Annotated in this window: 20 protein-coding genes; 6 read left to right on the top strand and 14 right to left on the bottom strand. The window is 37.3% G+C overall.

Annotation, left to right across the window (positions count from 1 at the left end; all coding sequences use genetic code 11):
* Positions 1–521: 521 nt before the first annotated feature.
* Both QSJ37_RS02485 and QSJ37_RS02480 read right to left on the bottom strand, forming a co-directional pair.
* Positions 522–1,169 carry an ABC-2 transporter permease gene (locus tag QSJ37_RS02485; RefSeq protein WP_285753401.1) on the bottom strand — a complete coding sequence of 216 codons (648 nt, stop codon included), beginning with the start codon at positions 1,167–1,169 and terminating at the stop codon, positions 522–524.
* Positions 1,170–1,171: 2 nt separating this feature from the next.
* A complete protein-coding gene (locus tag QSJ37_RS02480; RefSeq protein WP_285753399.1) occupies positions 1,172–2,050 on the bottom strand; it encodes an ABC transporter ATP-binding protein in 879 nt (292 codons plus the stop codon).
* A gap of 72 nt (positions 2,051–2,122) precedes the next feature.
* Between QSJ37_RS02480 and QSJ37_RS02475 the strand changes: the two genes are divergently transcribed.
* Positions 2,123–3,013 carry an ISNCY family transposase gene (locus QSJ37_RS02475; protein ID WP_011886641.1) on the top strand — a complete coding sequence of 297 codons (891 nt, stop codon included), beginning with the start codon at positions 2,123–2,125 and terminating at the stop codon, positions 3,011–3,013.
* 34 nt (positions 3,014–3,047) lie between these two features.
* On the opposite strand, the gene QSJ37_RS02470 is transcribed toward QSJ37_RS02475, so the two are convergent.
* The 3 genes from QSJ37_RS02470 to QSJ37_RS17910 all read right to left on the bottom strand — a co-directional run bounded on the left by QSJ37_RS02470 (position 3,048) and on the right by QSJ37_RS17910 (position 4,980).
* Entirely contained in the window at positions 3,048–3,428 is a 381-nt protein-coding gene (locus tag QSJ37_RS02470) for a GntR family transcriptional regulator (RefSeq protein WP_285753397.1), read from the bottom strand.
* A 588-nt stretch (positions 3,429–4,016) separates the two neighbouring features.
* A complete protein-coding gene (locus QSJ37_RS02465) occupies positions 4,017–4,787 on the bottom strand; it encodes an LAGLIDADG family homing endonuclease (RefSeq protein ID WP_352176803.1) in 771 nt (256 codons plus the stop codon).
* A 4-nt stretch (positions 4,788–4,791) separates the two neighbouring features.
* Positions 4,792–4,980: a helix-turn-helix domain-containing protein gene (locus tag QSJ37_RS17910; RefSeq protein ID WP_021321621.1), complete on the bottom strand. Its 189-nt coding sequence runs from the start codon at positions 4,978–4,980 to the stop codon at positions 4,792–4,794.
* A gap of 284 nt (positions 4,981–5,264) precedes the next feature.
* Between QSJ37_RS17910 and QSJ37_RS02460 the strand changes: the two genes are divergently transcribed.
* Positions 5,265–5,657 carry a tyrosine-type recombinase/integrase gene (locus tag QSJ37_RS02460; RefSeq protein ID WP_352177026.1) on the top strand — a complete coding sequence of 131 codons (393 nt, stop codon included), beginning with the start codon at positions 5,265–5,267 and terminating at the stop codon, positions 5,655–5,657.
* Between the two features lie 714 nt (positions 5,658–6,371).
* On the opposite strand, the gene QSJ37_RS02455 is transcribed toward QSJ37_RS02460, so the two are convergent.
* Together QSJ37_RS02455 and QSJ37_RS02450 are read right to left on the bottom strand one after the other, a co-directional pair.
* Positions 6,372–6,911 carry an MFS transporter gene (locus tag QSJ37_RS02455; RefSeq protein ID WP_062754581.1) on the bottom strand — a complete coding sequence of 180 codons (540 nt, stop codon included), beginning with the start codon at positions 6,909–6,911 and terminating at the stop codon, positions 6,372–6,374.
* Complete coding sequence (locus QSJ37_RS02450; RefSeq protein ID WP_015863936.1) at positions 6,908–8,335, bottom strand: FAD-binding oxidoreductase; 1,428 nt, start codon at positions 8,333–8,335, stop codon at positions 6,908–6,910. The genes QSJ37_RS02455 and QSJ37_RS02450 overlap by 4 nt, the downstream gene beginning before the upstream one ends.
* A 160-nt stretch (positions 8,336–8,495) precedes the next feature.
* Here QSJ37_RS02450 and QSJ37_RS02445 point away from each other — a divergent pair, with 160 nt between their 5' ends.
* Together QSJ37_RS02445 and QSJ37_RS02440 are read left to right on the top strand one after the other, a co-directional pair.
* Positions 8,496–9,356, top strand: coding sequence for an oxidoreductase (locus tag QSJ37_RS02445; RefSeq protein ID WP_285753392.1), 861 nt, complete (start codon positions 8,496–8,498; stop codon positions 9,354–9,356).
* Between the two features lie 496 nt (positions 9,357–9,852).
* Positions 9,853–10,017 carry a hypothetical protein gene (locus tag QSJ37_RS02440; RefSeq protein WP_043904782.1) on the top strand — a complete coding sequence of 55 codons (165 nt, stop codon included), beginning with the start codon at positions 9,853–9,855 and terminating at the stop codon, positions 10,015–10,017.
* Between the two features lie 385 nt (positions 10,018–10,402).
* On the opposite strand, the gene QSJ37_RS02435 is transcribed toward QSJ37_RS02440, so the two are convergent.
* The gene (locus QSJ37_RS02435; RefSeq protein WP_285753387.1) at positions 10,403–11,605 is read right to left on the bottom strand and encodes a chromate transporter; all 1,203 of its coding nucleotides are present in this window, start codon (positions 11,603–11,605) and stop codon (positions 10,403–10,405) included.
* Positions 11,606–11,971: 366 nt separating this feature from the next.
* Entirely contained in the window at positions 11,972–12,658 is a 687-nt protein-coding gene (locus tag QSJ37_RS02430; RefSeq protein ID WP_285753385.1) for a YukJ family protein, read from the bottom strand.
* A 318-nt stretch (positions 12,659–12,976) separates the two neighbouring features.
* Here QSJ37_RS02430 and QSJ37_RS02425 point away from each other — a divergent pair, with 318 nt between their 5' ends.
* Positions 12,977–13,471 carry a DUF6803 family protein gene (locus QSJ37_RS02425; protein WP_285753383.1) on the top strand — a complete coding sequence of 165 codons (495 nt, stop codon included), beginning with the start codon at positions 12,977–12,979 and terminating at the stop codon, positions 13,469–13,471.
* A gap of 149 nt (positions 13,472–13,620) precedes the next feature.
* On the opposite strand, the gene QSJ37_RS02420 is transcribed toward QSJ37_RS02425, so the two are convergent.
* Positions 13,621–14,142, bottom strand: coding sequence for a hypothetical protein (locus QSJ37_RS02420; RefSeq protein WP_285753381.1), 522 nt, complete (start codon positions 14,140–14,142; stop codon positions 13,621–13,623).
* 315 nt (positions 14,143–14,457) lie between these two features.
* Between QSJ37_RS02420 and QSJ37_RS02415 the strand changes: the two genes are divergently transcribed.
* Positions 14,458–16,041 carry a multicopper oxidase family protein gene (locus QSJ37_RS02415; protein ID WP_285753379.1) on the top strand — a complete coding sequence of 528 codons (1,584 nt, stop codon included), beginning with the start codon at positions 14,458–14,460 and terminating at the stop codon, positions 16,039–16,041.
* A 44-nt stretch (positions 16,042–16,085) separates the two neighbouring features.
* Here QSJ37_RS02415 and copZ read toward each other — a convergent pair whose 3' ends face one another.
* From copZ to QSJ37_RS02395, 4 genes are all read right to left on the bottom strand, one after another.
* A complete protein-coding gene (gene copZ / locus QSJ37_RS02410) occupies positions 16,086–16,289 on the bottom strand; it encodes a copper chaperone CopZ (RefSeq protein WP_285754731.1) in 204 nt (67 codons plus the stop codon).
* Positions 16,290–16,455: 166 nt separating this feature from the next.
* On the bottom strand, positions 16,456–16,713 hold the full coding sequence (locus QSJ37_RS02405) for an SHOCT domain-containing protein (RefSeq protein WP_285753377.1): 258 nt from the start codon (positions 16,711–16,713) through the stop codon (positions 16,456–16,458).
* Positions 16,714–16,760: 47 nt separating this feature from the next.
* On the bottom strand, positions 16,761–17,492 hold the full coding sequence (locus tag QSJ37_RS02400; protein WP_062754572.1) for an urease accessory protein UreH domain-containing protein: 732 nt from the start codon (positions 17,490–17,492) through the stop codon (positions 16,761–16,763).
* 116 nt (positions 17,493–17,608) lie between these two features.
* On the bottom strand, positions 17,609–18,571 hold the full coding sequence (locus tag QSJ37_RS02395; RefSeq protein ID WP_285753374.1) for a F510_1955 family glycosylhydrolase: 963 nt from the start codon (positions 18,569–18,571) through the stop codon (positions 17,609–17,611).
* Positions 18,572–18,626: the final 55 nt, after the last annotated feature.

The raw sequence follows: 18,626 nt of genomic DNA, 5'->3' as shown, positions 1-18,626 counted from the left end.
AATGATGAAAATGCTAATTTTCGGGATAGTTAAAAAATGGTTGTAAGCAAAACACCCGCGCATTTTGCGGGTGTTCTGCTTAAATAACTAAAAGATTAAGTAAACTGTAAAGCTTCTATAACCATAAGAGAAGTCATTCCGCCTTTGGCTATGTATAGCCATGTGAATTTGAGGCTGCTTACTACGCTAGTCAGAGAAAAGTAGCTGACTAAGTTCAGCTATTTCTCTCTGTTTAACGTGTCCGTTTCCTTGACATAATACGACAAAAAAGTTTGTATAAAAAAACAAGAAACTTTGTACAAACTTTTTATTGCAAGGCATCTTTTTCATATTTAAAGAAACCAGCTTTCTATCTGCAATTCTCATTTTACGTTGTTCTATTTTTCTGAGGCTACCCTTTAATAATCTTTTTTATGGATAATTTTGTTTGTTATTTATCTCTAATTTTTTTTGAATGCGAACATTAAAGCAATAAAAAGAAGTAAAAATATGATTATTTTCATTTATATTCACCCTATAAATTATAAGTTTTTCTTTGAAAAGATTCGGATTGATATGAGCATTGAAATCGATGCCATCAAAACGGCTATAACAAAAGGTATCAAAACCTTTATAGATTGAGGTATTGGTAAGTCAATATTGAAAATATTATTATTTTGATACCATTCAATAATAGTTGGCAGCGTAAACGGAGTTAAAAAGATCATAATGAGAAAAATATATTTTGTTTTTTCATACCCAAATTTGGTTTGAACAGGAATTAATATACCGAAAAAAACAGAAATAATAAGAAGAGCTACTCCTACACTATAAATACTTAACCGTGTTAACCCATATGATGCACCAATTGCTGCAGCAAGATTATATAAAAGAAAGCACGCAATAAAAATCACGAGAATAAATACGTATTTTGCTTTAATAACACCATTTCGAGTATGTGGAGTTATACAAAGGAGAGCTGATCCTCTATATTTATCCTCTTGAAGCGAAATCATATTAAACAAAATATATTCCACAAATAAAACAGTAATAAGAAAACTTATAAAGCTGCCGTTACTTAGCCCTAATTTTGAATTGATAAATATAGGTGCTACAATTGCAAAAATAAGCATAACTAATAGATACTTTTTTGCCAAAATTAAATCTTTTTTAACGAGATGAAGTAACAATTTTATCCCTCCTTTACATAAGCCAACATTACATCTTCAATGGTGGGTCTTTCTATAATAATATCTTTCATTTGCTCACATACTTGGTCTACTTTATTAGTAATTCCTTCGAATCCAAATGGTGTTTGACGTAATCTTAAAAATAATTTAGTCGAGTGTTCATTTATTAAACTATTATCACCTTTTATCAAAGCGTGTCTCTCTAATATTTCGTCTTTACTTTCATTGAATACGATTTTGCCATTGTCGATTAGAATAAGCATATCTGCTACTTTCTCTAAATCAGACGTAATATGAGTAGAAAAGAAAACACTTTTCCCCTCTTCCTCCATGAAATCTAAAAGTATTTCCATTAACTCATTACGAATTAATGGATCAAGCCCACTTGTTGGTTCATCCATTATTAATAAATCCGCATGGTGAGATAGAGCTAAAGTAATAGCAAATTTCATACGCATACCTTTCGATAAAGTGGCAATTTTCTGGTTTAATTTTAAATTGAAACAATTTATGTAGTTTAAGAAAACAGATTCATCCCAATTCGTATATGCCGGGGCAATAATACTCTTCATTTCTTTCAATGTCATCTCTTCATAAAAATAGCCTTCGTCTAAAACTACACCAATGCGATTTTTTATTTCGTATTCATTTTTTTCCATCTCTTTGCCAAAAAATTTAATGCTACCGCCATCTTTGGGATAAAGTCCAAGAATGGTTTTAATTGTTGTTGTTTTCCCAGAACCATTTACACCGATGAATCCTGTTATGCAGCCTTCCTTTAGTGAAAAAGTTAATTGTTCTAAGCTGAAACTACCTAACTCTTTTTTTAAGTTATTTACCTCGAACGTGTTGCAAAACGCATAACGAATGCATAAATGCACATAAAAAATCCACCACCTTGGAAATCATATACAGTGACCAAAAAAACAACTCTCCAAGGGGTGGACACAATTATGATTTCCAATTGGAACAGCGAACATGCATGGACTTATGAAATTGACCCAATTTTAGAAGCATTATTTCGGTATATCGACTCGCTATCATTGCCGGAAACACCGTATGTGACAGGAAGACCGCCGGTGTCGAAAAAATCGTTGTTGAAATGTTTCTTTTTGAAAACCTATTTTTCCATTGATTCCTTGCGAAAATTAGTGCGCATCCTGCAGCGTTTTCGCTGTTTTCAACGGGCCTGTGGGCTTGGTGAAGTCCCTCACCTTTCTACGTTTTCCCGTGCGGCGAAGTGGTTCCGGGAACAAGGATTTCCTGTTTTTCATGCACAGCTGCTCAAAGATCTAGAAGTACGTTATCCGCAAATCGTGCTGATCGACAGCACAGCCCTTCGAAGCAGTCTTTACGATTCACAGGCGAAGTGGGGAGTGTCCACCCGATATCACTGGTTTAAAGGATATAAACTCCATCTCTGCACCACCGCCGAGGGAATCATTTTATCTCATGTGTTGACCACAGCGAATCGAAATGATGCGGCAGTAGCACCAGAATTGCTTGTTTCTTTAAAGCAGTGGGATATCGAATTTGTATTGGGCGATGCCGCGTATGACAGTGAAAAGGTTCGTCAAACAGCAGAGCAGTCAGGAATCCTATTCATTTCCCCTATCAACCGCCGCAATAGCGAGGAACGAAAAGATGCCTATGGCCGGGTTCTTCCTGTCTTTTTGAAAACGAGATTTGGCCAATGGCTGTTTGGACTTCGTCGTGAGATTGAACGAGTATTTAATGAGTTAAAGAGTGACGGGTTGGAACAGCCAAGATGGTATGGATTTCATCGATATGTACTGCATGTGTTATGTTGCATCCTTATGCATAACTTCGAGTTTTTACTCTAGTTTTGCAACACCATCACCTCTAAAACGGCTTTCATCATTCATCATCCTCTTCAAAAATGATATCCATCATTGAGTAAAGTTCTTCTTTATATATTCCAAGAGTTCTAGCCATTTGCCACACTTCTGAGAGCTTTTTTTCCACCAGATGCCTTTTAAATTCCGATAACATTTCCATGTTTTCAGACGCTACAAATGACCCCTTTCCTACAATAGTTACAATAAAGCCTTCTTTCTCTAACTCTTCATATACTCTTTTCGTTGTAAGAACACTAACATGCAAATTATTTGCTAATGAACGAATGGAAGGTAGTTTTTCTCCTTCTTTTAATTCTTGACGGAGAATGGCACCTTTAATTTGATCTTTTATTTGTTGATATAAAGGTTGTTCGGAACCGTTTTTAATAATTATTTTCATAAAAAAACTTCTTTTAACTGTATATGTATTACATATACACCATATACATAATATACAAAATTTACAATTCAATTTTAATTGGAATTTTTTGAAATATCAAGGTGTTCACGAAATTGTAAAGGTATTCAATAAGCAATGAATATTAGAATATATCTTTTGTACTTTAAATAAATAACGCTCATATAAAAAGAAAATGCAGGACAATTCGCAATAGGAAATTCACCCTGCTATGTTTTAGTTCAAATTAAGAAATTATTTATTGCTTAAATTTTGGTGGATATTCAAACAAAGAAAGCAATAGGTTTTGTGTATCGTGAATAATAGTGTCGAGGGATTGAATAGTTAGAACATTTTATTCTACTTCTCTCTTACATATTTTGCTATCTTTTTCTAGACAAATAAGAACGCGCGTGCTAATATGTATTATAAATTAACTCAATTTATTTTTTGTCTGCAATTATCATTCTTTTGTACGAATTATCAAAGTTTATTCGCGATTATTAAGTTAACTTACTGTTTTATCATTTTTTTATCGTTTCACTTTATATTATGTCAACCGAAATTTAAAAAATATAAAGCAGTTATTAGTTACTTAACTTCCCTTTCTTTAATTTTATAAAATTCTTCGCTAAATGATTTGTCACGCTTCAACCATGTATAATACGTTCCTAATGTAATTCCAACTGTTTCACATGCTTGATGAACGCAATAACTTTTTCGATATTCATCGATAAAAGCTTTTTTAAAAGCTTTTTTTCTTGCTGCAACAGCTTGTTTTGTCTTTTTAAATTTCGCATTTTGCAATGTTTCTGCATCCATATTTTTATCTGGGAACGCTTCAAATTTGCGTTTTAAATATAATCCTTTATCGTGATAAATCCAGTCATAAAATTCCTTAATCGTTTTTCTGCCGCTCATATATAAACGAATATGTTTTTCGTTTTTGGTTAAGTACATTTCAAATCCTCGAGCTTTTAAATGATTCTCTAATGCTGTCATAAAATCCAAAGATCCGCCAACAAAACTGACTACATATCCATGAGAATTAATATTTCCATCACCGTCAAAATAACCTCTTATAAAATGATTTAAATACACTTCTGGAACATACGGAAATTTTATATCCAGTGATTTATTTGGTGTGATACCATGTATCTCCATTAAATCGTTTTTCATAACTTTGCTATTGAGATATAACATATAAACACCAGTTTGCTTATTTTGATAAAGTGGTTGATTAGACCCTAATTCGTCTCTGATTTGTTCTAAAATATATTTTTCTTTTTGCGCGAATCCGATCGTCTGAAAATCATTGGAGACAAAACCGTCCGCTATAAAAAAACCTAAGATATAAGCCATATTTTTATAACTTATACTTACGCTTCCAACTACCAAACGGCCTTTTTTCAATATTATGATCAGACAAAATCATTCTTATATATCTTGGGGACACATTGGAAAGCTTTGCAATTTCGGTGGTACTAGCACCTTCAAGATAAAGTTTTATAATTTCGTCTATCTCCAACGTTCGTTTTATATTTTTTCTTGTCATCTTTAAAACCCCTTCCATATTTATTTAAAATATATTATAAGAACAAATGTTCTTATTGTCTATATAAATTAAAATATTCGTAATAATCCCTTCCCCACTTTAATTAATGAATGGAAATAAATCGCAAAACAAAAAAAGAGACAGTAAAGTGCAAGTACTGTCTCATCACGCCGCTTTATTCCTTATGCTCCGGGCTGCTTTTCACAATTACTGATAAATTGAGTGGAGGCATCGTCCTGTATGAAACAAGAGCAGATTCCGCAATCCTTCTTTCATAATTCTTAATCTCAACAAAAACAATTGATTTATCTAACAACACGATGCGTATTTATGGGAAAGGAAAAAAAGAGCGCTTACTCCCCCTTCATCCCATGGTTGTCCCTTTAATGAAAAGCTATATGGGAAGTTTAGAAGAATATCAGCTCCATCCTTCTCAACCGGTATTTTTAAATAAAAACGGTAAAAAACTGAACCTGCGTGGTTTACATAAGATATTTAAGGAAATCTTACAAAAAGCAGGTCTGCCACCTCAGCGGTTCTCACTCCATCATTTGCGGCATACGTTTGCTACATTATTAATACAAGAAAATAAAGAAAATGTTGATTTGCGAACGGTACAAGAATTACTCGGTCATGAAAGTTTAGTCACGACGGGTACCGTCAAGAATTTTGTGTAATGTAAGATAGATAGGGTATCTCTGAAATAGATTTGGAATAGAGGGAGACTGGTTCCCCCCCAGGAGACTGAATATTCAGTCTCCTGGGGGGAAGGGAGAATCCCCTCATCTCATCTATTTACATTATTTGGTTAATGATAACGTTCTTCAAACATTCGTTGAAGGGCTTCTTGCGCTTCGGCAAATCCTCGCAACTTTCGTTCTGCCCATTTCTCGTTAAAATCTTGAATGGTCAAATACGTCCGAAATTTGCAAATTGTTCAAGCGTATTTTTTAGCCTCTCACCATTAATTAACAGTTTTTGTTGTTCCATCATGTGTACTCCCCTTTCAAATAATTTAGTAATCCGACAATATATTCGTGGCTTTTGTACAATTACTAACTAGGCAATCTAGTTTCCCAATATTTTTTAGAACAAGTCTGTTGGAAGATTTACCGTGGAGAACGAGTTGATATTTTATGCAACATGTGTTAGCTGATGATCTCTAACAAAAAGATGTCAATAAAGCAGTTTCTGCTAAAGAAACGTTTAAAACATGGAAGAAAGTACTGCTACCACAATCCACTCGCTTTTAGTATCGCGATCAACGAATTTTGGATTATTTACATTATTGTATCAATGATGTAAATCGCTTTCATTAAACAAAAAGTAAAATATTTCTAAATTACCATCTTACATTAAGTATAATTTCCAAAAATCCTGGCCATCCATCACTAATTTCTATTAACAGTGGATGTTAATTTAAGTGCGGCTGCCATATATAGCAAAGACGCGAAATAAAATAAACTCCCAATCGTTAAGAAATCGATGAGATAGCCGGTGGCAATGACGGCGATTGCTGGCCAAATCGATGTCCAAAAATGATAGTAACCAATTGTTTTTCCAGCGGTAGCGGGTTCAGTGAATCTGGAAAGGCTGGTCTTTTCTGTCGTTTTTTGAACGGCACCAAGCAATCCCATCACAATCTGGATAAAGTATATTTGCCATATTTCTGTTGAAATAGGAATCAATAACATCAACCCAGCCATCCCCCATGCATATACTAACAACATTATGCGATCGCCATAACGGTCCGTGAGCTTCCCAATCCATACATGGGATAAAGCCGCTGTCAAAGCAAATAAACCATAAGCCAAGCCGAATTGCGAATAGCTATCACCGATATTTCGAATAAATAATAAGTAAAATGGAAACACAATGCTGCCTGCTGTCATAACGAAACTTTGCGCTGCTACAAATCGTTGATAATTCATTTTCCATACTCCTTGTAGAAGAGATTGACGAAAACCTCGTCGGGATCATATTGGCGTTTTTTTTCAAAAAACTCTTTGGCTCTTGGATAGGCTCTATGCAGTTGTTCTTTCGTTGGATACGGATAATAAGGGAGATAATAAGAACCTCGGTGATCTAAAGTAACATCAATCATCTTCCTCAAGACCTTTTGCGTCTTTTCTACTTCTTTTGCGCTTCGCCCCTGATTGATTAAGAGTACTAAGGCAAACATGTCTTCTTTCGCATACGAAAGAACCGCTTGCTTGTCTTCTTCCACATACCGTATGGTGATATTCAATAAATTCAAGTCCTCTCTTTTCAGAAGTTTCCGTAAATCATCGATATAAGAAGCGAATTCATCAACAGGAACAAAATATTCTTGAAGGATTTCTGTTCTGTTCGGGTTTTCATACTCCATGAATTGGCTTTCGGAGCGCATCACGTTATTTCTAGTAATGAGGTCGCCATTTTTGCTTTGGAAATAAGCAAGCTGTGTATCCCAGAGTATTTGCTTCCCCCAATCACTGTATCGTGATAATCCTAACAAAAATTTCGGCAAGGCAATGATCGTTTCTTTTTTCAACGGTTGATATTTTTCACGAAGGGATTGGTCTTCATACAATAAATAATTGGTCACATACATTTCTTTTAAGAAAGACTCAGGAGCAGCGGAAATGCGAGCCATATGCATCCGAATGGCAGGATTGGCTCGTACTTTCTCTTTAAAATAAGAGGCATAATCTTTGTAATCTATTTTATGGGTATACATTTGGTAAAGCTCGTCATCTGTCAATTTCAGTGTAACATCTAAAATAATCCCAAATAACCCATAGCCGCCGATGACAAGATTAAATAGTTCCGGATGTTGCGTTCGGCTTACTTCAATAATAGAACCATCGGCCTGCAGCAAACGGAATGATTCCACAGAATCCAACAAAGAGCCATAGCGAATATCTCGACCGTGGACATTCACACTCAATGAACCGCCAACGGTGAAAATATTTTGCGATTGCATGACTCGTATCGCCAAACCATCAGGATTTATGTGTTGTTGGATTTTTTCCCAAGTAATTCCGCTTTGAACGCGTATCATTTTTGCTTCTGGGTGATATGCTAAGATTTTATCGTACGATTTCATGTCAATCACGATCCCACCGGGGTAATAGGTATGTCCGCCCTGGCTGTGCTGCATGCCAGCCACAGAAATTTTTTCTCCTTGTTTGGCAGCCGCTTGAATCCATTCTTGAAGAGACCGTTCATCAGTAGCCGAGCGAATTTGTTTAATCGAAGTTGGCAGCAATTTTCCCGAATCCTCGACTATCAGCGGAAGTTGTGTGTAGCGGTATACCGAAAAAGAAAAGCCAAGGATATAAACGACTACCAATATAATCCAAGATCTGTTCATCCGAACCACCTCTCTATTTGCATCGCTTCTCTTACTGAAGATACAGTTCGACCATTCGCATACAATTATCCTTCTTGAAACAAATTTCGCAAAATTTATTCCATTATTTTTATGATACAATTCCAATAGTTAGAAATAGTTAATAGCTGGAGGGAATCTTGTGGATCAGACTTCTGACAAGCAACCGGTTGCGTTTGTTACAGGAGCTTCAAGCGGCTTTGGTTTGCTGACAAGTGTGGTACTTGCCGGCGAAGGCTATCGCGTGCTGGCTTCAATGAGAAACTTGAATAACAAAGGACGGCTGGAAGCGGCAGCTAAAGAAGCGGGTGTAACAGATCGGATTGAGATTGTCCAATTGGATGTGACCGATTTTTCCGCCGTAGAAACGGTGATTCAGGATGTGATTCGCCGTTATGGACGAATTGATCTGTTGGTGAACAATGCGGGTTATGCAGCGAGCGGCTTCACGGAGGAACTTGCTGTTGAAGAATGGCGGCGGCAATTTGAAACTAATTTTTTCGGCTTGGTGGCAGTAACGAAAGCTGTTTTGCCGTCGATGCGGGAACGCAGAAGCGGCAAGATTGTGAATATAAGCAGCATCAGCGGACGGATCGGCTTCCCTTCTATGGGACCTTATGTGGCATCCAAGTTTGCGGTGGAAGGATTCAGCGAGTCTTTGCGTTTAGAGATGCTGCCGTATGGCGTTCATGTAGTTTTGATTGAGCCGGGGTCCTATAAAACAGATATCTGGTCAAAAGGGTTGGGAGCGGTAACGATCCATCCGAATTCTCCTTATGCGAAAGAGATGAAGGCGATTTTGAAATATGTCAATCAGGTTGCCGACACGGCACCTGCTCCGGATGAAGTGATCCGACAGATTGTGCAAGTGGCAAAGTCTCCCTATCCGAAATTGCGGTATCCGGTTGGCAAAGGCGTGAAATTAGGAATTGTCTTGAAAAATGTACTGCCGTGGAAGTGGTGGGAGCGGATAGTGACAAAACGGCTTTGGGAGAGATCGTGATGCTGGGACTTTCATTCAAAAATATGGAGGTGAAGAGCTGGAGTTTGCGGTTCAGTAAAGTTGTTTAACTAATGGTGTTCGATATTACAATTAACCGCTCTTATTATAGGGCGGTTTCTCTTTTGGCCAAAAATCAACAACGCACCACCTCTAAAAATACTTATTATTAAAACCCATGGAAACATTAGAAGTAGAGGTTGCGAAATGGTGGTGTACGAAAATGTACAGGTTCTTAGTTCTTGCAGTTATATTGCTATAACTTCTCCCGTAACAGTGCCTTGCCGCTTATGTATAAAGAAGCAACTCCCCTCCTTCTCCCACTTCACTTGGCTGCGAACGGAAATACTCATTACATACCTCTTGTAAGCGTCCCCAATTAAATGGTTGCTGAAGAGATATTTTGTTCATATAACCTTAAGAGACTCTAATATCTATAACATATTATGTGCAAGAAAGGTTATTTAGCTACATATTTTAATTAAAAAGGGGGGGAATTATGAAGCAGCGAAAATGGACCGTTGGAGGTTTAGTGTTTGTTGGCTGCATGTTTCTCGGCGGAGGATTGGGAGCTTGGTTAGGAAGTCCTGGAATCGGATGGCTCATAGGAATGGTTTTTGGATTTTTTGGGATGGCTTTAACGATACTGATGAGTGAATTATAAAATAAAACACGGTTCTTCTTAGATAAAGCATATGCATGAAGAATTCATACACTTACAACCAGGACGTGTAACATGTAATAATTGTACTCATACAAAGTCATTCTTTAACGAGAAGTGGTATTCTCCCCTACAAGTAGACAACAAAAAAAGGACATCTGATTTGATGTTCCTAAGAGTCTACTTGGGAGGAGACTTTTTGTGGCGAAGAAAGGACAAACTTTGTGAGGCTGGAGTGTAATGGCAATCAGCCCGTTTGGCTTCAACCGATTCCGTCACTCTTTTAGCCGTTCAATAGGTTGTTCCTAGAATATCATTGAATTGATCGAATAAATTTAGAAAAAGCCGGGTTCCCTTAAAAGCGAATCCGGCTTTGCTGGCGGATATTTTACGAAACAAAGGAAAGAAGAGCCCCTGTGGCGGCGGAAAATACAACGACAATCCAAGGCGGACACTTCCAGACCGTTAATAATCCAAAGGCAGCTAAAGCAAGGCAAAAATCTAACGGGCTTTTAATCGCCTTCGTCCATACAGGATGGTATAGTGCTGCAAGTAAGATGCCCACAACCGCTGCATTGATGCCGTACAGTGCTGCTTGAAAATGGGGATGATGACGAAGCCAATTCCAAAAAGGAAGGGCTCCGATGATTAACAGAAAAGAAGGAAGAAAAATAGCAAGAGTTGCCACTACAGCTCCTTCCCATCCAAAACTAATCATTCCTAAGTACGATGCGAAGGTAAACAATGGCCCGGGTACTGCTTGTGCTGCTCCGTACCCAGCTAAAAATTGATTGGCTGTTAACCATCCTGTAGGAACCACTTCTGCTTGTAGCAAGGGAAGCACAACATGTCCTCCGCCGAATACCAAGGCGCCAGAGCGATAGAAGCTGTCAAAAAGTGCAACCAGATTAGAACCAGTGAACTGACGGACTACAGGAAGCAGCCCTAACAAAGCAAAAAATAAAATGAGCAAGGCACTGGCTGCCTTTTTATTAAACGAAATAGACATCGGAACTGGTTTTGAATCTGGCGTGTTTCGGAATAAAAACCACCCTACGATTCCAGCGCCAACAATGATTCCCACTTGGCTAAAAACACTCGGAATCATTAAAGCCAACATAGCCGCTGCGATTGCAATGGTGGCACGCGGCGGATCGGACGCAAAGTTTTTGGCCATGCCCCACACCGCTTGAGCGACTACAGCGACTGCCACAACCAGCAATCCATGGAGCCAGCCTGTCTCACGGAAGGAAGTTCCTTTTAAAAAATAGGCCAACAAGATAAGTGCAATGGCGGAGGGAAGAGTAAATCCAACCCAGGCAGCAATAGCTCCCCAAAAACCAGCTCGTATAAACCCAATCCCCATGCCAACCTGACTGCTCGCTGGACCCGGCAAAAATTGACACAGTGCTACTAAATCGGCATATGTTTTTTCATCTAACCATTTTCGCCGGTTCACATATTCTTCTCGAAAATATCCTAAATGAGCAATAGGCCCTCCAAAAGAAGTCAATCCTAGTCGAGTAGCTGTCTTCAATACTTCCCAAACAGAACCTCTTTGTTCCCGTTGCATCTCATTTTCTTGGTCCATCTCTTATTCTCCCCTAATGATCATTTCGGAATATAATACGTGACACAATAGATACATAGAGCGTAACAGTAAAAGGAGTTTAAGTGTAGTGCTAACTTGAATTATCTTTTTACTAACGTATAGTAGAGTGGACAAGAATATATTTTACCATGAAGATGATTCACGTTAAAAAGCTTTGAAAAAAGCATTCAGCAGAATAAATAAAACAACGATAGCAACCACCATCAACACTTCTTTACGGTTTTTTTCATCTTCTTTTCTTTGCTGTTTTATCTCTCTGTATTTTTTCTATGCCTGTTTTTGACAATTAATTATCACGAAGAAACAGTGTAACAAAACATTATTGGAAGATACTTATGGCATTGTTTACCTATTAACATTTTTATGGTTACATTCTTCTACCGGTTTGATTGCATTCCCCTTCCCATCTGTACACCAGGATTGAGATTGGAAAGCTAGAAAAATGGCTACCCACCTTTTCTCTTGTTCAAAATGTATGAGAATCCCCCCATCTTGCCATATCCCGTTATCTTTTTTCCATCTCCCCACATTTCCTTGGTTCATATGAATATCATGTATACCGTTACCAGGTGAAAAAACAAAATACTTATCAGGCTTATTTTGCTCTGGGCCCCATCTCTCTCCAAAAGCGTATATGATTGCCTTCTTATCAATAGCTTGCTTAATATAATGTTGAATCTTTTCGTTTAAATCGTTGTCTGGCCCCTCTACATCAGCTGGGAGGGGAATCATTTTTCCTGGATCGAATAAACTTCCTCTTATATAATCAAGCCCAATGTTTGGATTATTATTTTTTATAGGAGTAAAACCAAACTCTAAGTCAGGTAACTTTGTAATATCTTCTGAATGGAAATCCTCACCAACAAAATATAATACTTCTGAAGGATAAGACTGTGATTTAATATTAATAGCGATTCGATACTGAATACCTTCCTCACCCTTGACAAGAACTTGATAATGAGGATTTTGTCCTCTTCCCATCATAGAGTCGACTGGTTTCCCCTTTAGAACTCCATAATTTTTTAAAGACAAATTCCATCATCTCCTGTTCATTTATATTTGGAACCCCTATTAGCGCTTCTTTCGTGTTAATTGAAACAATGTAACTCCAATTTCCTTTAATAATCAAAATTCAGCATTTACATGATAAAAACCTTCAACAAATTCCAAAAAACAGAAAAAGCCTTTCATTCACCAAAAGAACGTAAAAACCATGTTTTTTTTGCAGAAAACACAGATAGATTCAGTGGATTTTGCCACAAATTATTCTTAAATTTTCCAAAGAAAATGCACAAATTGTGATTAAGGTTAATAAATGTGGATGTATAAACAAAATGCAGGGGTGATTGGATGAACATGACGCATTACATGGAACTGTTAGCGGTGAATCAACCTTGGAATTTGATTTTATTTATGGCTGTTCCCGTTGCTCTTGCCGAGACCATTGCAATAACGGAGCTGGCAATTCTTTTTACTCGCCGTTTCGATGGAATGATCCGTAAAGTCAACAAAATATGCAGCATCATGGTTGGTGTCTACTTTTTAGGAATTTTTATTTACTTATTTGTCAATGCCGTCATTCCATTTACATTGAATGGAGAATGGCGCGGATGGATTGATATCATTGCAGTAGGATTTTATTTAGCAGGAGTCATTCCGTTATTGGGATTAAGTCTAATCGATTTAGGCATAATCGGGCGGAGATGGAGCGAGGAACAAAAGTTGAAATATCATTCCACTTTCGTTGGTGTATTTTTAGTAGTAGCTCATATTGCTATGATTTTTGGAATGCTCGACCCATCGATCGGCGGCGACCATTCTCATCAGATGCATATGCATATGTAAAAATAAAGGAGGGTGTCCCAAAAGTGATTGCTTTTGGGGCACCCTCCTCACATTTCTTAATTTAACTTATTGCAGAAACCATCCCGATCGTGTAAGAAATAAAACGTCAATCACAGTACATTAAATTCACATCGTGTTTAATTGGCTTCTTACTTCTTAGAAAAGCCTGCGATTGTAAAACAAGTAATAAACGCAACTGTTGTAACTATTATGCCGAATACTAAACCAATCATTCCCCCCATACAAGCATCTTCATTTGGATAAGAAGATTTCAGCGTTACTAACTGATAAGCTAACACCAAAGTCAAAAAAACATAAAAACTACTCCCTAAAAACCCCATCTTCAAACGATTGCTTTTAGTACCTTGCCATGCATGATTAATCAATACCCAAATAAAGATACTTACGATTACAGCCAAAATCATGACAATCAAATGAACGAACGGAATTGAAAAATATAACAATAAGTAAAGTACAAGACCGGTAGAAAAAAACAGAACAGCATTAATTGCGAACAAGAATATTCCACCTAACCAATGATTTTGAAACCACTTAGCACTTTTCAGCTTATAAACCACTTTATAATCGTCACCAATCATTCCTGTTATCGGTTTTTTTAGGATTATAACCATTAATACCCCAAGAATACCGAGAAATAATATTAAGGACATAATATTCCCGCCCCCAAAACAAAATTCTCTTTATCATCTTTTATACATTGTACAACAAATTTATGGATATCTGGTATTAATTTCTATAAAACAATAGTAAACTCCTTTCCTCAAACGCTTCTACCGCTTATTCAACCTTTCTGTTCTTCCGCAATTAAGTAATAGCTTGTCTTTTTTATTTCGTATCTCCCATTAATATCAAACAATACTTTGTGCAAATTTGCTTAATGACTCTTTTCTCCATAAATTTTGCACATTTATTTTTTATGATGATGTCAGCTATGATTTAAATCGCATGTTTATGGAGGGAAATACATGAAGAAATTATTGGTTGGAACTATTTTAGCGGGAGTTGTTGCTATTGGTGCAGCCTGCTCAAATAATGATTCGCACAGTTCCATGCAGGGGCACGATATGTCAAACATGAATATGAAGGAGGAAAACACTACCAAGGACTCCAGTAAGCAACTGCCTTTAGCAACGAATACAAAAGTTTTATCCGGTAAAGAGTTTTATTTAACCGCTAAGGAAGCATTATTACAAATAAATGATAAAGTAAAACTCCCAGTTTACACGTATAATGGATCTGTGCCCGGACCGCAAATTCGTTTGAAACAAGGGGACCGAGTAATAATTCACTTTAAAAATGAATTGCCAGAACCGACGACGATCCATTGGCATGGCTACCCTGTTCCGAATAGCCAAGATGGAGTTCCGGGTGTCACGATGAACATAATTAAACCGGGTGAAACCTTTACGTATGAATTTACTGCAACCGTACCGGGAACGTATTGGTATCATTCCCATCAAGAAAGCGCGAAACAAGTGGACAAGGGGCTATACGGTACATTAATCGTAGAGCCTAAGAATGAGGAAAAAGTAGATCGAGATTATACACTTGTGTTAGATGAATGGATGAGCAATCCTAATGAAGGAAATATGCATATGAGTGGGATGGATCATAGCAATATGGGACATGGAAACAGCTCCGATAACCAACATATGGATATGAGCAACATGGGCCATGATATGAGCATGTATGATATTTTCACGATTAACGGGAAAAGTGGTTCCGCTGTCAAACCTTTAAAAGTGAAGAAAGGCGAAAAAGTGCGGCTTCGCCTTGTAAACGCAGGATACATGCCTCACAAGCTTCACCTGCATGGCCATGAGTTTAAAATTGTCGCAACGGACGGGCAGCCGTTAAAAGATCCGCAACCAATCAAAGATGAACTTTTAAATATTGCTCCGGGTGAACGTTATGATATCGAATTTACAGCGAATAATCCGGGTGAATGGTTATTAGAATGTCACGGTAATATGAAAGGCACGGATGGCATGAAAGTGAAAATTCAATATGAAGGCGCAACAAACAATACGGACAAAGCAAATGCAAAAGAGGACCTCCGTATCGTTGATATGACAAAATACGGAAAACATGAATTAGGTCAATTTACATTAGATCAAAAATATGATGTAGAGTACACAATGGATTTAGGAACAGCCATGGGCAAAGATGGCATGGTCTACACGATTAATGGGAAAACGTATCCTGAAACAGCGCCTGTAAATGTTAAGAAAGGAGATCTAGTAAAAGTAACATTAGTGAACAGTTCATCGAAAGATTTACATCCTATGCATTTACACGGACACTTCTTCCAAGTATTAAGTAAAAATGGCAAGCCAATTGCAGGTTCCCCATTGATTAAGGATACCTTGAATGTAAAACCGGGTGAAGAATATGTAGTCGCATTTAAAGCGGATAATCCGGGAAATTGGATGTTCCATTGCCATGACTTGCACCATGCTGCAGCCGGAATGGTCACAGAAGTAAAATACAAAGATTACAAATCTGACTATACACCAAACCCGAATGACACAACAAATAAACCTGAATAACAATGATAAATCCCCTCCAAGTAAAACTTGGAGGGGATTTTATGTTACTTCACATCGTAACCTTGCTCTTCAATCGCTTCTTTGAGTTTTTCTACAATTACCTTTGTTTCATCATAATCTACATCGACAGTACCTTCTTGCAGATGTACTTCTACATTTCTTACCCCGTCTAGCTCTTTAAGGGCGCTTGTCACCGCCATTTTGCAATGGCCGCAAGTCATTCCTTGTACATGCAATGTAATAGTCATCATCAATTCCTCCTTGCTCGTCTTCTTATCATTACGATTTTAAACTAAATAAAAGAAAATGCATGAATATAAGAGGTCAAATTGAATGAGGGTAAAGAGGTTATTATGCTCAAAAAGCTAAAAAAACAAAAGAAGCTGTTGACAATACTCTTATCAACAACTTCTTTCATCTATATAAATTGAAAGAGGGTGAAGAATTGTAAATTGCATTTCCTGTGTACAATATAACGAAAAAATGCTGGATTTTACTGTATTTTTTGGATATCTGTTCAAATTCGTCTAAAGTGATCTCTCCTTTGGCTAATCGTACTTTTAATATTTCCATCGGGGATAACTCTTCTTTGCGGTCATTGATAAAACGATGTAAGAGATAAAAACCAATGGCGATTAATACAACCCAGAATAACATCATCCCGATCATCATGGCCAAACCTCCAAACATCGCCGTTCACTTTCCTCCTTCTCCTAACTTTAGAACCAATAAGTGATGGTGTCTAATATGCCAAGTAAAATCATCACGATTCCAGCTGCTTTTTGGACGAACCTTCCTGCTTGTTTTCCTTTTTTCATTAAAGTGCCGCTAAATCCTAAGTACCAAAGGATAAGGATAAAGAAAATAACAGGTACAGAGGTTCCGACGGCAAAGATACTCGGCAATAACACTCCATAAGACGTTGAATATACGAGAGGCATGAGAGTAACAAAAAACAGCACAAACATGGTTGGACAAAAAGCTAACGAAAAGCCGAAACCCATTAAAAAGGAGCCTATTTTTCCTTTCTTTAAAAACCTCTCAGGGATTTTGAGCAAGGTTACGTTCCAATACATTTTAAAAAGCCCTAACAAGTATAGACCTACCAGAATGAGAATGGGACCGATCAGCTTTCTTAACCACGGAAAATACAATGTTAGTGTACTTTGAATCTCTTTGCCCATAAGCCAGACAATCAAACCTAAACCGGAAAAAGCAATGATTTTGCCAAAAATAAATAGGAGCAACTCTTTCCACGCAATCCCTTTTTGCAAGGACTGATTACTGTACAACGTGATCGCTCCCAAGTTGCCAGTGATTTGACACGGAGCCATCGCTCCAACTATCCCAAGAACAAAAGCTGACAAAATGGGAATAGCTGTCGTGTTATTTGCAATATTTAGAAATGGTTGGCTTAGAAGGTTGCTTATTTGGCTTAAGAACGAATACACCCTTCTTCTCACCTTCTTCTCTACCTGATGTCTATATTGTAGCAACAAATTTTGCAGAAATTGTGGAGTAGTATATTTTTAAGCAAGCAAAAAGACATGCGCCCGCATGTCTTTTATTAAAAATTTATTTTCCCTTTGGATGCTAGTCTTGTCCAGCTTTCACCGTTATTTTTTGTCATGAAAATATCACCATTCATGGTGGCGATCACAATTTCCTTCTCATTTGTCGGATTTGAGGACATATACATGATATGGTCTTTTTCGTCGAGTTTAGGAACAGAAAGGACTTCCTCTTGTTTTGACTCTAATGATTGTTTTATAAGTACAGGCTTATTGTTCTCTACAGCCGCAAATAAAATGGATTTTTCTTGGAAGATAAACGTCATCGTATTAATCTTTCGGGTAAAGCGTTCAAAGGTATTTCCATTATCTTTTGAAACGAAAATTCCTTCTGGCGTACTAATTCCGACCATATTTTCCTCCGTTGGATGGGCAGCAATCGTTCCTGCAGCAGTTTGCGGTAGGCCGTTTAATTGACTTTGCGACCACGTTTTGCCGTCGTCTTTACTGTAAAATAACCCTTGTCCTAGCTTTTTGTTTTCTTCTTGGTTCACGACATAAATCGTATGGCTTTTATAGCCTACTGCCATATTATAAAACCCTAAGTTCATCAACGTTTGTCCATGATCAAGACTTTTTACAAGACCAAGCGGATTTCCTAAAGATGAACCTTCTTCTGGGTGTCCCGATGCATAAAACCCATCGTCTGTTGCAGAAAAGCCCATATAATCATGTTTATTGGAAGTCGTTTCATACCACTTATTATTTTGGTAAACAAGTAAACCTTCATGTGTAGCAAAGTAAATCGCATTTTGGTTGCCTGCATAACCAATTCCATGTAAATGTTCGAACTTTCCTTCTTTCTTTTCTTTAAAGAAAGGATTATTTGTAACAGATGTGTTGGATTTTGCTTGTTCTTTGCTCGTAATAAAGGACTGTTCTTTTTCATTGGATGATGAACAAGCGCTTAGAAGAAGAATGGACGATGTAATCATCATAGCTTTCGTCATTTTTTTCATTGCTGATGCTCCTTTTTGTGCATTGAGTAGACATAGTTATTTTATAGCAGAAATA

It is taken from the genome of Parageobacillus sp. G301, from assembly GCF_030268025.1.
Taxonomy (GTDB): Bacteria; Bacillota; Bacilli; order Bacillales; family Anoxybacillaceae; genus Parageobacillus_B; species Parageobacillus_B toebii.
This window is presented reverse-complemented; position numbering and strand designations above follow the sequence as displayed.